We start from the raw sequence: 18,866 nt of genomic DNA, 5'->3' as shown, positions 1-18,866 counted from the left end.
TGCTCAAATCTCCAATTCGTTCAACAGCGAGTCGATGGCGGCAAGTTCCGCCTGTCGCTCGTCTTGCCCAGTCGCGCCGGCGCCATTGCACAGCCGCGCGAGTTCAGGTTGGGCCGCGATGGCCGCGAGTGTCGGGGTGTCGAACACCGCCCGCAGCGACAATTCCACGCCATGGCGCTGCCGCAACATGGCGGTGGCCGTCATCACGGCGATCGAGTCGCCGCCCAGTTCGAAGAAATTGTCGTGGCGGCCCACGGTCTCGGCGCCCAGCACCTGCGACCAGATCGCCGCCAGCGCGGTTTCGACCTCGCCTTGCGGCGCCTCGTAGGCTTGCTGTGCGGTGAAGCTCGCCTGCGGCAGTGCGCGGCGGTCCAGCTTGCCGTTGGCGTTGACCGGCAGCGCATCCAGCGTCACGAAGGCTGCTGGCACCATGTAATCCGGCAAGCGTGCTGCCAGCGCCTCGCGCAAGGCGGTGACCGGCACCGAGGCCGGCACCACGTAGGCCACCAGCCGCGCACCCGCGGGGCCGTCCTGCGCCAGCACCGCGGCCTGCTCCACGCCATCCTGCGCCAGCAACGCCGACTCGATCTCGCCCAGCTCGATGCGCAGGCCGCGGATCTTGACCTGGTGGTCCAGCCGGCCCAGGTATTCCAGTTCGCCATCTTCGCGCCAGCGCGCCAGGTCGCCCGTGCGGTACAAACGTGCACCGCCACCGTCCGGATCGGCCACGAAGCGGTCGGCCGTCAGACCGGGCCGGCCCAGGTAACCTCGACCCAGTCCGGCGCCGCCCAGGTACAGTTCGCCGGCCACACCGACCGGTACCGGGTTCAGGTTTCCATCCAGCACCCGAGTCTGTACGCCGGCGATAGGACGACCAATTGGAACAATGGCCGGTGCCTGGCCATCTTCATCCAGTACGCCGTGCCAAGCCGTCACGTCGATGGCCGCTTCCGTCGGGCCGTACAGGTTCTCTACCGAGGCCTGTGGCAGGCGCCGCAGCGCCCGCTGCAACAGTTCCGGGCTCAACGCCTCGCCGCTGCACACGATGCGCTTCAGGCTGGCGCAGCGCGGCGCGGGTTGCGTCTCCAGATGACTCAGGAAGGCATGCAGCATCGACGGCACGAAGTGCAGCGTACTCACCTCGTACGCCTCGATCAGTTGCACCAGCCGCTCAGGCTCGCGGTGCTCGCCCGGCCCGGCCAGCACCAACTGCGCGCCCTGCGCCAGCGGCCAGAAGAACTCCCACACCGATACGTCGAAGCTGAACGGGGTCTTCTGCAGCACTGTGTCGCTGGCCTGCAGGTCATACGCCTGCTGCATCCACGCCAGCCGATTGCCCAGGGCCGAATGCCGATTGGCCGCGCCCTTGGGCCGACCGGTCGAGCCCGACGTGTAGATCACGTAGGCCAGTTGTTCCGGGTGCCACGCCACCTCCGGCGGCGCCTCGGCCGAGCCGGCGACCAGGGCCTCGTCTAGCGCCAGCACGCGCGCCGTCGGCGCCAGCGTGGCGGCGCGAGCGGCCAGCGCCGGCTGCGCCAGCAGCAGCCCCAGGCCGCTGTCGGCCATCATGTAGGCCAACCGATCGTCCGGATAGTTCGGGTCCAGCGGCACGTAGGCCGCGCCTGCCTTGAGCACCGCCAGCAGGGCCAGCACCATCTCCACCGAGCGCTCGGCCAGGATGCCCACCACCTGCTCCGGCCCCGCCCCGGCCTGCCGCAGTTGCCAGGCCAGCGCGTTGGCGCGGCCGTCCAGCTCGGCATAGCTCAGGGCAGTCTCGCCCACCCGCAGCGCCACCCGGCCCGGCGTACGCCGCGCCTGCGCCGCGATGCGCACCGGCATCGGGTCGTCCGAACCGTCCGCCGCCGGCAAGGCCACGGCCCGCTCCCAATGCGCCAGGCGCTCGCTGTCTTCGGCGGCGATGGGCGTCGCCAGCGCGCCGACGGCGCCGTCGTGCGTCGCGATCCCCATCAACTGCGCCAGCAACCGTTGCGCCAAGGCCCGCATCGCGGCCGCCGGCACCCGGGCCGGATCGCGGCGCAGGCGCAGGCTCAGGCAGCGATCACCCGACGCCAGCACGGTCAATGCAAAGTTGGTGTCTTCTTCGGTGGTCAGTTCACCGAATCGCACACTGCCGCCGGTACCCCGCAACACCGCGTCCACGGGATAGTTCTCGAACACCAGCAGCGTATCGAACAGCGCCCGGCCATTGTGGCCGGCCCAGCGTTGCACATCGGCCAGCGGCACATGCTCCGCTTCGCGCGACGCCAGGTTCTGCGCCTGGATGGCCCGCAGCCATTCACCCAGTTCCTGATCCGCGGCGCTCGGGACGACCAATGCCACCGTATTGATGAACAGGCCGAGAATGCGTCCGGCATCGGCCAGGCTGTCCGGACGCCCCGACGTGGTCACGCCGAAAGCCACGGTGTCATGGCCGGTGGTCTGCGCCAGTACGCGCGACCAGGCCGCCTGCAGCAACGTGTTCAATGTGATGCGATGACGCCGCGCGGCCTCGGTCAGGCGCCGGGTTTGCGTTTCGTCCAGCGTCACGCTGGCATCGAGTGGCGGCGACAAGGAGTCGGAGCCGTCCTGCGCGCCATGCGGCAGAACCGGCGCCAGCAGCGTGGGTTCGTCCAGCATCCGGGTCACGCCTTGCCAGTACGCCTGCATCGCGGCGCCATCGCGCTGGCCCAGCCAGGCCAGGTAATCCCGGTAGCGGCCGGTGCCGCGCGTCACTGCCTGCCCTTCGTAGGCCCGCAGCACCTCTCCCAGCAACTGCGACACGCTCCAGCCATCGAGCAGCAGGTGGTGGTGCGTCCAGATGAAGTGGTGCCGGTCCGCGCCCGTGCGCACCAGCAGCAGCCGCATCAGCGGCGGCCGCGACAGGTCGAAGCCACCGCGCCGCGCCTGGCGCGCCAGCGCCTGCAGTTGCGCCGCGTCCGCGCCCAGCCGTTCGCACCGCTCGAACGGTACGGCCACCTCGCGCGCCACCCATTGCAGCGGCGCGCCGGCGCCTTGCACGAAGCCCGTGCGCAGTACCTCGTGGCGCGCCAGCGCCGCCGCCCAGGCCGCCTCGAAGCGCGCCTCGTCCAGCCCCTGCACGTCCACGCACAGCTGGTTCACGTAGGCCGGCTCGCCCGCCTCGCCTTCGCTCTGCGCCCAGGCGCTGTGGAACAGCATGCCCGCCTGCATCGGCGTGACCGGGTAGAGATCCTCCCATTGCGAGACCGGCGCGTCGATCGGCAGCGCCGCCAGCGCGGCCTGGTCCAGCCCGGCCAGCGGGAAGTCCGACGGCGTCACGCCCTGCGCGCCGCTGGCGCAGTGCGCCACCAGCTCGCGCAGCGCCTGCGCATAGGCGTCAGCCAGCGCCTGCATGCGCGCCGCGTCGTGGCGTTCGCCGCTGTAGCCCAGCGTCAGGCGCAGCGTGCCTGCGTACACCTGGCCGTTGATCGTCAATGCATGCGAGGCCGGCGCCGTCTCCAGCTGGCCCGCGCCCACGCCTTCGGCCGCGATGCGCCAGCCTTGCCCCGCGGCCGTCTCCTCGAACTGGCCCAGATAGTTGAACAGGATCGAAGATCGCGCCACCCCCTGGGCATCGAGCAGGCCGTGGCCCAGTCCCCGTCCCGGCACGGCGCGCAGATATTCCTTGATCCCCGTAATCAACGCCGCGTCGTCGTCCTCGGCGGTCAGCGCCACCGGATACACGCTGGTGAACCAACCCACCGTGCGCGACAGATCCAGCGCCGTGTCACCGGTCTCGCGGCCGTGGCCTTCCAGGTCGATCCGGACCTGCGTCATGCCGCCCCAGCGCCGCAGCGCCCGCACCAGGCCCGCCAGCAGCAGATCGTTGACCTGCGTGCGATACGCCGCGGGCGCCTGGCGCAGCAGCGCCTGGGTCGTGGCTTCGTCCAGCGCCAACACGGCCTGGCGAAGGTCGCCCACCCGGTTGGCGCCTTGCGGATAATCCACCGGCAGCGCGTCGCCGGCCGGCAACGAACGCCAGTAGGCCGACTCTGCCGCGTTCGGGCGATGCGCCTGCCACAGGTGGCCCGACCAGTCGCCGTAGCTGCTGGTACGCGCCGGCAGGCGGAGCGGCTCACCGGCGAGCAGTTGGCCATAGGCCGTGCGCAGATCTTCCAGCAGGATGCGCCACGACACCCCGTCCACCGCCAAATGGTGGATCGCCAGCAGCACGCGCCAGGAGCCATCGGCCACCTCGATCAGCACGCCACGCAGCAGCGGGCCCTCGCCGATGGACAGACTGCGTTGCGCGCTGTCGCAGATCGCTTCGATCTGCGCGCGGTCGGCGGCCGGCCGCCGCCACAGCAGCCCCTCGCCATCGCCTTGGTCCACATCTGTATAGCGCTGGCGCCAACCGTCGCCCTCGCGGCTGAATCGCAGCCGCAACGCGTCATGGTGCGCCACCAGCGCGGCCAACGCCCGGGCCAGCGCATCGCCATCGACCGGCGCGTCGCTGTGCAGCAGCACCGCCTGGTTCCAGTGATCGTGCGTGGCCAGCGGTTGCGCCAGGAACTGCGCCTGGATCGGCAGCAGCGCCACCTCGCCGCGGGCCGGCCCTTGCGGCGTCGCGTCAGTCCGCGCCGCCTCGGCCACCGCCGCCAGTTGCGCCACCGTCTGGCGCTCGAACACCTGGCGCGGCGTGATGCGCCAACCCGCCTGGCGCAGCCGCGCCACGATCTGCAGGCTCAGGATCGAGTCGCCGCCCAGTTCGAAGAAATTGTCGTGGCGGCCCACGGTCTCGGCGCCCAGCACCTGCGACCAGATCGCCGCCAGCGCCGCCTCGACCTCGCCTTGCGGCGCCTCGTAGGCTTGCTGTGCGGTGAAGCTCGCCTGCGGCAGTGCGCGGCGGTCCAGCTTGCCGTTGGCGTTGACCGGCAGCGCATCCAGCGTCACGAAGGCTGCTGGCACCATGTAATCCGGCAAGCGTGCTGCCAGCGCCTCGCGCAAGGCGGTGACCGGCGCCGAGGCCGGCACCACGTAGGCCACCAGCCGCGCACCCGCGGGGCCGTCCTGCGCCAGCACCGCGGCCTGCTCCACGCCATCCTGCGCCAGCAGCGCCGACTCGATCTCGCCCAGCTCGATGCGCAGGCCGCGGATCTTGACCTGGTGGTCCAGCCGGCCCAGGTATTCCAGTTCGCCATCCTCGCGCCAGCGCGCCAGGTCGCCCGTGCGGTACAAACGTGCACCGCCGCCGTCCGGATCGGCCACGAAGCGGTCGGCCGTCATGCCTGGCCGGCCCAGGTAACCTCGACCCAGCCCGGCGCCGCCCAGGTACAGTTCGCCGGCAACGCCGACCGGTACCGGGTTCAGTTGCCCGTCCAGCACCTTCGTCTGTACGCCGGCGATAGGACGACCGATCGGAACAATGGCCGGTGCCTGGCCCTCTTCATCCAATACGCCATGCCAAGCCGTCACGTCGATGGCCGCTTCCGTCGGGCCGTACAGGTTCTCTACCGAGGCCTGCGGCAGGCACCGCAGCGCCCGCTGCAACAGTTCCGGACTCAACGCCTCGCCGCTGCACACGATGCGCTTCAGGCTGGCGCAGCGCGGCGTGGGTTGCGTCTCCAGATGGCTCAGGAATGCGTGCAGCATCGACGGCACGAAGTGCAGCGTGCTCACCTCGTGCGCCTCGATCAGTTGCACCAGCCGTTCCGGTTCCCGGTGCTCGCCGGGCCCCGCCAGCACCAACTGCGCGCCCTGCGCCAGCGGCCAGAAGAACTCCCACACCGATACGTCGAAGCTGAACGGCGTCTTCTGCAACACCGTGTCGCTGGCCTGCAGGTCATACGCCTGCTGCATCCATGCCAGTCGGTTGCCCAGCGCCGAATGGCGGTTGGCCGCGCCCTTGGGCCGACCGGTCGAGCCCGACGTGTAGATCACGTAGGCCAGTTGTTCCGGGTGCCACGCCACCTCGGGCGGCGCCTCTGCACGCCCGGCTATCAAGGCCTCGTCCAGCGCCAGCACCCGCGCCGACGGCGCCAGCGTGACGGCGCGAGCGGCCAGCGCCGGCTGTGCCAGCAGCAGCCCCAGGCCGCTGTCGGCCATCATGTAGGCCAATCGATCGTCCGGATAGTCCGGGTCCAGCGGCACGTAGGCCGCGCCCGCCTTGAGCACCGCCAGCAGGGCCAGCACCATCTCCACCGAGCGCTCGGCCAGGATGCCCACCACCTGCTCCGGCCCCGCCCCGGCCTGCCGCAGTTGCCAGGCCAGCGCGTTGGCGCGGCCGTCCAGCTCGGCATAGCTCAAGGCAGTCTCGCCCACCCGCAGCCCCACCCGGTCCGGCGTGCGCCGCGCCTGCGCCGCGATGCGCACCGGCATCGGGTCGTCCGACCCCTCCACAACCGGCAAGGCCGCGCCACGCTCCCAAGCCTTTTGCCGCGGCCCGGCCTCGGCGTCGATCAACGGCACCGCCAGCACGGCCGCGTCCGGCGCCCGCGCCAGCTCGCGCAGCAGGGTCTCGTAGGCGTCTGCCATCCGTTCGACCAGCGCGCGCGGCAGCACGTCGCGGGCGTAGCGTAGCGTGAACTGCACGTTGCCATCGTCGTACTCGACGCTGTCGCACTGCAGCTCGAAAGGCAACATGGGCGCCGCCATCGCGACGGGCTGACACACCAGGTCCGCCACGCGCCAGTCATGCCGCGCGGGCAGCGATTGATGATTGAACAGCACCTGGAACAACGGCGTTTCGCCCGCCACCCGGGTCGGTCGCAGCGCGTCGACCAATTGATCGAACGGCAACTCCTGGTGGGCCTGCCCCTCGAGCCAGGCCCGCCGGACCTGTTCCAGCAGGTCGCGCCACGAGGTCGCGGGCGCCAGCCGGGCGCGCATGACCTGCGTGTTCACGAACAGGCCGACCACGTCTTGCAGCCCGGGCCGGCCACGCCCCGCGACGGGCACGCCGACACTGAGGTCATGTTGGCCCGCGTAGCGCGCCAGCAATGCCTGGAATGCCGCCAGCAGCGTCACGAACAGGGAGCCGCCGGGCGCCAGGCCGCGCAGCGCGCCGGCAAGCGTGGCGGGGAGCCGACGCGTCACCGCGTCGGCCGCATACGGCGCGCCCGTCCGCTTGCGGGCGTCGCCCGGCAGCACCAACGGCGCCTGGTCCGCGTCGAGCGCCGACCGCCAGTAGCCTGCCTGCCGCTCGCGCTCTCCGGCCTCCAGCAGATCGCGCTGCCAGTGCGCATAGTCGGCATAGCGCAGTCGCCCGGCGGCAACCGCGCCCGGCTTGCCGCTGCGCCAATCCGCATAGGACTGCACGAATTCCTCGATCAACACGCCCATGGACCAGCCATCCGACACGATGTGATGCATGGCGGTGACCAATAGATGATCCTGGGGGCCGATCCGGATCAGTCCGACCCGGAACAGCGGCCCGGCCAACAGGTCGAACGGCTCGGCGATCCACTGCGCGGCCAGTTCCTTCGCGCCCTGCTCCGCATTCGCGCCGAGGCCGCGCAGGTCCGACTGGACGAGCGCCACCCGGGCCTGCGCCTGAACCACCGGCCGGCCCATCCCCAGCTCGTCCATGTCGAAGTGCGTCCGCAGCGACTCATGCGATTCCAACAGCCGGTCAAAGGCCGCCCGGACGCCGTCGGGATCCAGGTCGCCGCGCAGTCGCAACACCCCGGGCAGATGGTACGAGGCGTCCTCCGGCGCCAGGCGCCAGAGGAACCACAGGCGCTCCTGGGCGTGGGACATGACGGCCGGCCGGTCGCGCGGCAGGATCGGCAGCGCGCCGGGATCCAGGCCCTGCTCGCGCATCTTTTCATACACGGCACGGCGCTGCGGCGCGGCCAACGTGGCAAATTTGGCGGCGATCTGCCTGGCCAGCGTGTCGTCCATCAGTGTGTCTCCAGCGTATCGATAAAGGCGCCAATGTCCTGAAGCGCCCGGTCCTGCGACTGTGCCCGCGCGCCGGCACGGTCCACGGCCTCGGCAAAGGCTGCCAGCGTCGGCGATTCGAATAGCGCCACCAGCGGCACCTCCAGGCCCAGATCGACCTGGATCCTGGCGACGACGCGCATCACCAGCAACGAATGCCCTCCCAGCTCGAAGAAGCTGTCATGGCGGCCCACCTGCGCCACGCCCAGCACGTCGCCCCAGATCCGCGCCAGCTGCTGCTGCAACGACCCCTCGGGCGCCACGTGCTCGCGTCCGGTCCGCAGCGGATCGGGCGCCGGCAGGCCCTTGCGGTCGATCTTGCCGTTGGGCGTCTGCGGCAGGCGGTCGAGCGTCATCCAGACGGTCGGCACCATGTACGCGGGCAACGCCGCCGCCAGCCCCTCGCGTGCCGGCTGCCACCAGTCCTGGCGGCCGCCTTCCATGGCTGCCGCCGGATCGACGGGCACCACGTAGGCCACCAGCCGCCGGCCCTGGCCGTCGTCGCGCACCGTGGTGATCGCCTGCCTGATGCCCGGCTGGCGAGCGAGCACGGCGTCGATCTCGGTCAGCTCGATGCGAAAACCATGCACCTTGACCTGATGGTCGCGGCGCCCCGCGTATTCCAGGACGCCATCCGAGCGCCAGCGCGCCAGATCGCCTGTCCGGTACATGCGCGCGCCGGGCGTCAGGGCCCAGGGGTCCGCCACGAAGCGATCGGCGCTCAGTCCCGGTTGGGCCAGGTAGCCGCGGCCCACGCCGACGCCGGCCACGCACAGCTCGCCGATCACGCCGGCCGGCGTGGGCGCCAGATTCGCGTCCAGCACATACAGGCGGGTGTGGTCGGTGGCCCGCCCGATGGGCAACGCCGCGCCCGCATCCGTCGGCGCCGTATCGAGCCGGTGCAGGGCCACGTCGTCTGCGCACTCCGCGGGGCCGTACGCGTTGATCAATGGCACGCCCGGATAGCGCTCGAACCAGGTCCGGGCCAACGCGGCCGGGCTGGCTTCGCCGGTCGGCAGCATCCAGCGCAGCCGCGGCATGTCCTCGGCCTGGCCCATCAACATGCCCTGGATCAGCGCCGGCACGCACTCCAGCACCGTGATGCCGCGCGCATTGGCATGGCGTATCAGCGCCTGCGGATCGCGCGCGACCGCGTCCGGCACGATGTCCACGCACGCGCCGCACAGCAGGCCCGCGAGCAATTGCCACACCGAGATGTCGAAACTCTGCGACGCGGTCTGTCCGATCACGTCGTCCGTTCCCAGGGCCAGCGCCGGGACTTTGCTCAACTGGTTGTTGAGCATTCCCGCGCTGGTCACGACGACACCCTTGGGCGTGCCGGTCGACCCCGAAGTGAAGATCACGTAGGCCGCCTGGCCCGGGCGGGCCGGCTCGGCCGGGCCACGATCCGCGCCGGCCTCGGGCACGTCGGCCAATGCCAGCACCGGCACCGTGCCGCGCAGCGTGTCGATCAAGGACGCATGCTGGCGCGCGGCGACCGGATCCACCACCAGCGCCCGCGCCCGGCTCAGGGCGAAGATCTGGGCAATGCGCTGTGGCGGCTGCGACGGGTCGAGGGCCAGATAGGCCGCATTGACCTTGAAAACGCCCAGCACGCCGGCAAGCATGGCAATGCCACGCTCGGCCAGCACGACCACCACGTCGTCACGGCGCACGCCGGCCAGCGCCAACGCATGCGCGTGCCGGTTCGCCAGCCGGTCCAGGGCCGCATAGCGGATCTCGCCGATCGCGTCGCGCGCGGCGATGCGATCGGCATGCCGGCGCGCCTGCGTTTCGAACAGCACGGCATAGCCCGCGTCCAACGGATAATCCGGCGTGGGGCCGGCTCCCGCCGCCAGCGCCAGGCGTCCCTGCTCGGGATCGAGCAGTTCGATCCCGTCGAGCGCGGCGTCGGGCTGGCTGGCAAACTGCATCAGCACGTGCCGCAGGCCGGTCAGGACGGCCTGCACCTCCGAGGCCTCGAAACGGGCCGGATCGTAGGTGATCTGCAGCACCAGCGCATCGCCCGGCTTGACCACCACGGTCAACGGATAATTGGTGTGCGTGCGGGCGCCGTCGGCACGCGCGCCGATCCGCGCCGCCTGCGCCAACAACGCCTCCTCGACGGGCGCATTCTCGAACACGAACAGCGTTTCGAACAGCGACGAGCCACGCGGGACGTCCGCATCGGCCTGGATCTCGGCCAGCGAGACCTGCTCGTGCTCGCGCAGCCCGGCGTTGCGATCCTGCACCTGGCGCAGCCACTGCGCCACGCCCAACCGGCTGGCGCCGGTGGCGCAAGGCACCGCCACTCGCAGCGGCAGGGTGTTGATGAACAGGCCGATGGTCTGCTGGATGCCATCCAGCTCGGTCGGGCGGCCGGCCACGGTGACGCCGAACACGACCTCGTCCACACCCGCGCAACGCGCCAGCCACAAGGCCCAGGCCCCCTGCGCGCACGTATTCATCGTCAGCTGATGGCGCTGCGCCATCTGTTGCAGCGCGGCGGTCTGGGCGGGCGTCAGCGCCAGCACCGCATCCGCCGCCCGCGCGGCATCGGCGCGGACCTCGGCACGCATCGAGAGCGGCAGTGGCGTGATGTCGTTGAAACCGCGCAGGGTGTCGCGCCAGTACTGGCGCGACACCGCCAGGTCCTGACGCCCGAGCCAGGCGATGTAGTCGCGGAACGGCACGCTGGCCGCCCGGGGCGGTTCGACGCCCCGTGCCTGGGCTTCGCAGGCGGCGAAGAAATCCGCCAGCAACAGCGAGCGGCACCACGCGTCCATCAGGATGTGGTGATAGCTCACGATCATCAGGTCGGCCTCGGCGGTGCGGGCCAGGTGAATCCGCCACAAGGGGGCGCGCGCCATGTCGAAGCCGCTGTCGCGTTCCTCGGCCAGCAACCGCTCCAGGCTTGCCAGCCCCGCGGCCTGTGGCAGCGCGCGCCAATCGTGCACCAATACCGGCACCTCGATCTCGCGCAGGATCACCTGCACCGGTCGCTCGCCGCTGTGCCAGGCAAAGCCGGCGCGCAGGGCTTCGTGGCGGCGCGCCACGGCCTGCCAGGCGTTCGCCACCGCCGGCGGATCCACCCGTTCGCCGTAGCGGTAGCGATCCTGCATCAGGTACATGCCGGATCCCGGGGTCATGAGGGTATGCAGCAGCAGCCCTTCCTGCAACGGCGTGGGCGGATAGATGTCCTGGACGTCATCCGCGCGCACGGCGAGCCTGTCCAGCTGCGCCTGCGTCACGGCGGCCAGCGGGAAATCCTCCGGCGCCATCCGGCCGGCCCCAGGCCGGTCGAGGGCTTGCGCCAGGGCAAGCAGGCGGTCCAGGCACGCCTGGGCCGGCGCGCGCACATCGGCCTCGTCCAGCATTGCCGCGCTGTATGTCCAGACGAAGCGCAGCTCGTCTTCCCGCAGGGATACGCCGATGTCGATGAGGTTGCGGCGCCAGCCGTCACCGGCGCGGTCCGCGCCGGCGCTTTCACCGGTCCAGCGCCAGCCGCTACCGGCCATGTCGACCCGGCCGAGGTAATTGAAGGTGATCGCCGGGTACGGCAGATCCGCCAATACCGCGCCCTCTGGCGCCAGATGGCGCAGCACGCCGTACCCCAGGCCCTTGTCCGGTATGCCGCGCAGCGCGACCTTGACCTGCGCCAGCGCCTCGCCCGGATCGGCCGCGCCGGCCGGCAGGCACGCCGGATACAGCGCCGTGAGCCAGCCCACGATGCGGTCGGCGGCCAGGTGGGTCGCGCCTTCCTCGCGTCCGTGTCCTTCCAGTTCGATCCGCACGCTGTCCTGGCCCATCCATTGTCCCAGCGCATGCGCGACCGCGCTCAACAGCACCTCGTGCGCCTGGGCGCGCAAGCTGCGCGCGGCGGCGGCGAACAAGGCCTGCGCCCGCGCGGCCGGCAGGCTCAGCACCACGCTGCGCTGATCGCTGACACGGTTGGCGCCGTCGGGACGGCGCAGCGGCAAGCGCGCGGGCTCCTGGCCGCAGGCCTGCTTCCAATGGTCGAGCTGCGCCAAGGTTTCGGGACGTTCGCCGTAGATGCGCAACGCCTGGCCCCATGCCTTCAGGGAAGGCCCTTGGGGCAGCGCGGCCTCGGGATCCTGGTAGGCGCGCTGCAGATCGTCGACCAGCACCCGCCACGACACGCCGTCCACCACCAGGTGATGCGCCACCCACAGCAGGGTGCCGGCGCCCGCCTCGCCCTCGTCCAGCCAGGTTGCCGCCACCACCGGGCCACGCGCCAGGTCCAGGCCGCCCTGCATCGACCGCGACAGCGCGGCCAGCCGCGCCTCGCGGTCTTCGTCCGGACGCAGCGCGGTGCGGACCAACCTCGGCGCGACAGGGGCCGCTTCGTACCGTTGCCGCCAGCCCTCACCCGAGGCCTCGAAGCGCAGGCGGAACGCGTCGTGCGCCGCCAGCACCGCATTCATCGCGCGTTCCAGCCGCGCGGCATCGACGGCGCCTTCCGGCCGCAACACGACGGACTGGTTCCAATGATCGCGCGACGCCGGATCGAGCTGGAAAAAGCCGCGCTGGGCCGGCGTGAAAGGCGCCTCGCCCTGCGCCGGCGCCTGCGCGCCCGTCGCTTCCCGCAGCGGGCTTGCCGCGCGGGCCAGCGCCGCGATCGTCTGCCGCTCCATGACATCGCGCGGCGAGACGCGCCAGCCCTGCTTGCGCACGGCGGCCACGATCTTGAGCGTCAGGATCGAATCGCCGCCAAGCTCGAAGAAGTTGTCGTCGCGGCCCACGCGCTCCACGCCCAGCACTTCCTGCCAGATGCCGGCGAGCATGACCTCCATCGCGCCCTCGGGCGCCGCCTGCCCTCCCGCCTGCGCAAAGTTCACGGCGGGCAAGGCCTTGCGGTCGATCTTGCCGTTGTCGCTCAGAGGCAGCGCCGGCAGCACCACGATCGCGGCCGGGACCATGTAGTCCGGCAGCGCCATGCCCAGCGCGGCGCGCAATACCGCCGCGTCCGGCGCGCCGGCGGCCTCGTCCGAGCCGCTCACATACGCCACCAGTCTTGCCCCCTGGGGCGTGGACTGGGCCACCACCACGGCGGCGCCCACTTCAGGCCGGGCGGCCAGACGCGCCTCGATCTCGCCGAGTTCGACACGGAAGCCGCGAATCTTGATCTGGTGATCGGTGCGCCCCAGGTACAGCAGCATGCCATCATCGCGCCACGCGGCCAGGTCGCCGGTGCGGTACAGCCGCGCCCCGTCGCCCCGTGGGTCCGCGACGAAGCGGTCCGCCGTGAGACCGGCCGCGCCCACATAGCCGCGCGCCAGCTGCACGCCGCCCAGATACAGTTCGCCCGCCGCGCCTGGCGGCGTCAGGTTCAGGTCCGCATCCAGGACCCAGGCCTGGGTGGCCTGGATGGGTGCGCCGATCGGAACGCGGCCGCCGTCCTCCCGGGCGCAAGCCGTCGCGGTCACGTCGATCGCGGCCTCGGTCGGCCCATACAGGTTGTACAGGCCCGCGCCGGGCCAGGCTTCCAGCGCGGCATCACGCACGTCGGCGGGCAAGGCTTCGCCGCTGCACAGGATGCGCCGCGGCGACGCGCAGCGCGCCGCCTCGCCGCAGGCCAGGAACGCCTGCAGCATCGACGGCACGAAGTGCAGCGTGGTCACGCCATGGCGCACGATCAGATCCGCCAGCTTCTCCGGATCACGGTGGTCGCCCGGCGCGGCCATGACCAGGCGCGCGCCGACCATGAGCGGCCACAGGAATTCCCAGACCGACACGTCGAAGCCGAATGGCGTCTTCTGCAGCACCACATCGCCCGGCTCCAGGCCGTAGGCGTCCTGCATCCAGCGCAGGCGGTTCGCCAGCCCGGCGTGCCGATTCGCCACCCCCTTGGGTCTGCCGGTCGATCCCGAGGTATAGATGATGTAGGCGATATGCTCCCCATGCATGGGAACCGGCGTCCAGTCGCCGCCGGCGGGCGGAGCTTGGCGCAGGTCCAGCACCTGTTCGGGCGCCGCCTGGCGCAATACCTCGGGCAGGCCTCCCGCCACCAGCAGGATGCGGGCGCCACTGCTGCGCAGGGTGTAGCCCAGGCGCTCGGCCGGATAGTCGAGATCCAGCGGCACGTAGGCCGCCCCGGCGCGCAGCACGGCCAGGATCCCGACCACCATTTCCAGCGAGCGTTCCATGGCGATGGCCACCGGCGCGTCCGGCCCGGCCTCGCACGCCTGCAACGCCGCGGCCCAATCGTCGGCCCGCGCCATCAATTCCGCGTAGGTCAGGCTGTCCGCGCCGCTGACCACCGCCACGGCCGCGGGCGTGGCCGCGGCCTGACGGGCGATCCACGCATGCACCGGCTCGTCGAAAGCGGCGCCCAGCGGGCCCTGGCTCCAGGCCTGGAGCCGGGCATGCTCGTCCGGCGCCACCAGATCGAGCGCGCCGACGCGGGTGTCCGGCGTGCTGGCCAGGCAGCGCAGCACCCGCAGGTAACGTTCGGCCATGCGACCCGCCGTGTCGGCCGAATACAACGCGGTGTTGAACTCGAGACGTCCATGCAGCACCGGCCCCTGCTTCGCCTCATCCCACAGCATGTCCAGCGACCACTCCATCTTCGCGCCGCCCTCCGGCATGGGCTCGCGCGCCACTTCCAGGCCAGGCAGCGACAGGCCGGGGCCGATGCTGCCAACCTGGAGGCCAAACAGGGTTTGATAGAGCGGCGTACGCGCGGGATCGCGCGCCACGCCGCGCCGCGCCATCAACAGATCCAGGGGAAGATCGGCATGCGCCAGGGCGGCCCGCGCATCCGCGCGCACGCGCTCGCACACCTGCCGCAAGGTCTGATCCGCCGCCACGTCGACGCGAAACACCTGCGTGGTGACGAAAAAGCCGATCGCATCCTGCAATTCGGCCCGCGTGCGATTGCCGCTGGGCACGCCCACGGCGAAACCGCGCTGGCCGCTCAGGCGCGCCAGCAGGATCTGCCATGCCGCGAACAGCGCCACGAAAGGCGTGCAGCGCAATTGCGCGCACAGCGCCTTGATCTCGCCCGCCAGCCCGGCCGGCACCTCGAAATAGTGCGTCGCGCCGCGCGTCTCCAGCACGGCGGGACGGGCGTGATCGGTCGGCAGGTCCAGGTCGACCAGGTCGTCGCCAAGATGGGCATCCCAATGATCGAGCCTGGCCGCGTAGCGTCCGGCCTCGGCCTGGCCCCGTTGCCAGGCGGCAAAATCACGATACTGGCGGCGCAACGGCGGCAGCGCCGGGGGCTGGCCCTGCGTCGCTTGCTGGTACGCGTCCGCCAGGTCGCGCATGAAGATGGGATTGGACCAGGCGTCGGAGACGATGTGGTGCATGCACCAGGCCAGCACGTGCTCGCGCGGCCCCAGCCGCGCCACCGACGCGACCAGCGCGGGTTCGCGATCCAGCTGGAAGGCATGTCCGGCCAGGCGCTCGCACATTTCGCGCACGGCGGCTTCCCGCAGCGCGGGGGTGAGCGGTCCCAGGTCATGCAACGGCAGCGCGAAGCGCCCGGCCGGCAGCACGCGCTGGCGCGGCTGCCCGTCGTCGTCATGGAAGGTCGTGCGCAGGATGTCGTGGCGCGCGACCAGGGCCGCGAACGCCTCGCGCAACGCGGCGACATCCAGCGGGCCCTTCAATCGCACGGCCCGCGGCAGGTGGTAGGCGGTCGACGTCGGGTCCAGCCGGCCCAGGAACCACAACTGTTCCTGCATGAACGACAACGGCGCGTCCAGGTCGTCCGGATACGCGGGCACGTCCAGGTCCGCAGGCGCATCGTCCTGATCCTCGTCGAGCAGCGCTTTCAGGAGGGACGGATTGACAGAACTCATGCGGACTCCGAGAGAGTGGCGACCAGGGCCGCCCGTTCCTGCGGCGCCAGGGCCGCCAGTTGCATACGCGCCGCCGCCACTTCATCCAGCGCGGCGGCATCGGCGGCCTGGGCGCGCAGCGCGGCGGCCAACCGGGCCACGGTCGGATGATCGAACACCAGGCCCGGCTCCACCTCCTCGCGCAATTGCTTGCGCAGGCGCGTCACCAGCTTGATGACCAGCAGCGAATGCCCGCCCAGTTCAAAGAAATCGTCATGCACGCCGATGCGGTCGCGCTGCAGCAGGGTCGCCACGCTGTCGGCGATGACGGCCTCCAGCGCGTCGCGCGGCAGGTCGAGCGGTTCGGCCGCCTGATCCAGTTGCGGCGCCAGCGCCAGCCGGTCGATCTTGCCGTTGGCCAGTCGAGGCAGCACCGGCAGGAAAACGATGCGGGCCGGCACCATGGGCTCGGGCAGCGCCTCGGCCAACGCCCGCAGCAGGGATTCGCGTCGCGCCTCGAGCTCGGCCGGTTCGACCCGCGCCGCGACGAAAGCGACCAGTTGCACCGACTGCGCGACGTCGTGGGCAAGCACCACCGCCTGCAGGACGCCGGGCTGCGCCAGCAACGCCGCCTCGATCTCCGCGGGCTCGACCCGGAATCCGCGCACTTTCAACTGGTGATCGACGCGCCCCGCCAGCCGCAAGCGGCCCCCGGGCAGCAAATAGGCCAGATCGCCCGTGCGGTAGCAGCGTTGGCCCGGCACCCGCGGATCGGCCACGAAAGCGCGGTGTTCCGGCTGGCCGAGATAGCCCTCCACGACCTGGGCCCCGCCCACATGCAGTTCACCCAGCGCCCCGACCGGCGCCGGCCGGCCCTCGCCATCGAGCAGGTAGACGCGGCAATTGGCCAGCGGCTGGCTCAGCGGCACGATGCCGCCCCGGGTATCGTCCGGGCCGGCGACACGGTGCACCAGTACCCCCACCGTGGTCTCTGTCGGGCCATAGTGGTTATGGATTTCGCACGCCGGCGCCAAGGCGAGGATGCGCCGCAACAACGCGCCCGAAGTGGCCTCGCCACCGAGCACGACGCACGCCGGCACGGCGCTCGCCTCGTCCTCCAGCAATGCGGCCAGGTGCGAAGGCACCATTTTCACGGCATCGATGCCCTGCTGCCGGACGAACCGGGCATAGGCCTTGGCGTCGTGCAGGGCCGGCTCCGGCGCGATCACCAGCGCGGCGCCATGCAGCAACGCGGCGTACACCGCCGTGTTGCCGAGGTCGGCGGCGATGGTAGCCGTCATGGCCCAGCGGCGCCACCGCCCCAGCGCCATGGCCTGGCTCGCCGCCACCACGTAATTGAGCAGCTGGCGCTGGCCGACGGGCACGCCTTTGGGCGTCCCCGTCGACCCCGACGTGTACAAGATGTAGGCGTGGCCGCCCCGCGCCGACTCCGGGTCGAACGCGGCCGCTTGCGCCTGCGTGGCGTCCGTCTCGGGCGTCACCGCCGGCACGGGATACCGCAAGGTTCCGGCAGCCGGCGCCACCACGGCCGCGGCGTTCGCGTCACGCAGGATGGTCTCGGTGCGGGCCGCCGGCCAGGCCGGATCCAGGGGAAGATAGGCCGCGCCGCAACGCCATGCCGCCAGCATCGCCGCCACCAGCGTGGCACTGCGCGGCAGGTGCAAGGCCACGACCGTCCCCGGCCGCACGCCGCGCGCCTGCAGTGCGCCCGCCAACGATTCCACCCGCTCGAACAAGGTTGCGTAATCCAGGGTGATACCTTGCTCGACATCGACCACGGCCGGCGCCTGCGGGGTATCGCGCGCCCATTGCGCAATGCGTTCATAGAGCGAATTTGCGCCGACATCGAGCGCCGGCCCTTGGAGGCACGCAGGCTCGGCCGGTTCCAATACCCGCGCCAGCGGCAATCGCGGATCCGCGCCCAAGGCGGTCAGGACATCACGATAGTGGGCAGCCAGTGTCCGCAGCGCGGCGGCCTCGTACGCCCCGGGCCAAGCGTTCAGCCACAGTTGAACCGGCCGTCCCGCGGCATCGCCAATGGCGCTCAAGCCCAGCTCGAATGCCGTCGGCAGCGGCGCGTCGGCCACCGTAACCCCTTCAAAACCTGTGCCGGCACGACGGCTGGCAAAGCCGAACGCCGTGTGCGCCGCCTGGCCGCAACCGTGCCAGTGCTCCTGGACTTCGCGATGCGTCGTCCGCAGATCCGCCAATGCCCGTGTCCAGTCCTCGAAGGACTGTTCGCCGCTCCAGGACAGATGCAGCGGCAGGCGTTTCTCGTACGCTCCGACCGCGCCCGCCAGCATCTCGTAGTCATCCCGGCAATCGTGCTGCCAACCCGATACCAGCGGCCCATCCCCTTGCAGACGTCCGAGCAATGCCAACCATGCGGCATGCAGCACTTCTTCGTGCGAGCGCGCCAGCCGCGCCGCGACCGCATCCACGGCCCGCGCCAGCGCTTCATCCAGCGCAACCTGAATGGCCGGGGATTCCTCGTCCGCGACAGCCTCGTCGCGCCGCAACGCCAGGCGCGGCACGACAGCCGTTGCCGTGGCATGGGCGGCCCAGTAGGCCTGGGCCGGCGCGGCGTCATCGGCCTCGATGTCCTGTCGCCAAAGCACGTAGTTGAGGTAGTCGAACGGTTCGTCGTCCCCGGTGGCGAGACCGCGGGCCGTGCCCAGCAGCGATTCGGCCAGGGCATGCAGCGAGCCGCCATCGGCCACCAGCGGCGATGCCCCCAGCGCGAGCCAGCCTCCCTCGGGGGCATCGAACCAGGCCGCATGCAGGCCGGCGTGGCGACCGGAACGCAGCGCCAGCGCCAGGTCGGCTTGCCAGGCTGCGTAGGCTTGCGGACGCGCGTCCGGATCGGCCATATCCGCCTCGTATGTGCGCCAGGAACCTTCCGGCGCGGCGCCGCTCGCCTGCCGCAGGCCGTGAAAGCCCGCCACCTCGCCGAACACCAGCCGCGCGGCCGGCAGCCGGTCCAGGACCGTGGCGTGCGCGCGGCGTAACGCCGGCTCGTCCCAGCCCGCCGGCAGGCGAACCAACAATGTCACCGGTTGCGCCGCGCCTTCGTGCGCGCGCTGTTCCATGCTCAGCGCCAGGGCGCTGTCCGACCGCAGTACGGGATTCGGTTGCATCCGC

3 protein-coding genes are annotated in these 18,866 nt (G+C 71.3%); all 3 read right to left on the bottom strand.

Annotated features, from left to right (window positions below):
* Positions 1–3: 3 nt before the first annotated feature.
* From I6I07_RS23210 to I6I07_RS23200, 3 genes are read right to left on the bottom strand one after another with little or no spacing between them, the layout of a single operon-like run.
* Positions 4–7,860: a non-ribosomal peptide synthetase gene (locus tag I6I07_RS23210; RefSeq protein ID WP_198483890.1), complete on the bottom strand. Its 7,857-nt coding sequence runs from the start codon at positions 7,858–7,860 to the stop codon at positions 4–6.
* Positions 7,860–15,725 carry a non-ribosomal peptide synthetase gene (locus tag I6I07_RS23205; protein ID WP_198483889.1) on the bottom strand — a complete coding sequence of 2,622 codons (7,866 nt, stop codon included), beginning with the start codon at positions 15,723–15,725 and terminating at the stop codon, positions 7,860–7,862. Before I6I07_RS23205 ends, I6I07_RS23210 begins: the two co-directional genes overlap by 1 nt.
* Positions 15,722–18,862, bottom strand: a complete 3,141-nt coding sequence (locus tag I6I07_RS23200; protein ID WP_198483888.1) for an amino acid adenylation domain-containing protein — start codon at positions 18,860–18,862, stop codon at positions 15,722–15,724. The genes I6I07_RS23205 and I6I07_RS23200 overlap by 4 nt, the downstream gene beginning before the upstream one ends.
* Positions 18,863–18,866: the final 4 nt, after the last annotated feature.

The sequence above is a fragment of the Achromobacter deleyi genome, from assembly GCF_016127315.1.
GTDB lineage: Bacteria > Pseudomonadota > Gammaproteobacteria > Burkholderiales > Burkholderiaceae_B > Achromobacter > Achromobacter insuavis_A.
This window is presented reverse-complemented; position numbering and strand designations above follow the sequence as displayed.

Coding starts and splice junctions, on each gene's coding strand:
- I6I07_RS23210 (WP_198483890.1), bottom strand. CDS start 7,860: ATGGACGACACGCTGGCCAGGCAGATCGCCGCCAAATTTGCCACGTTG.
- I6I07_RS23205 (WP_198483889.1), bottom strand. CDS start 15,725: ATGAGTTCTGTCAATCCGTCCCTCCTGAAAGCGCTGCTCGACGAGGAT.
- I6I07_RS23200 (WP_198483888.1), bottom strand. CDS start 18,862: ATGCAACCGAATCCCGTACTGCGGTCGGACAGCGCCCTGGCGCTGAGC.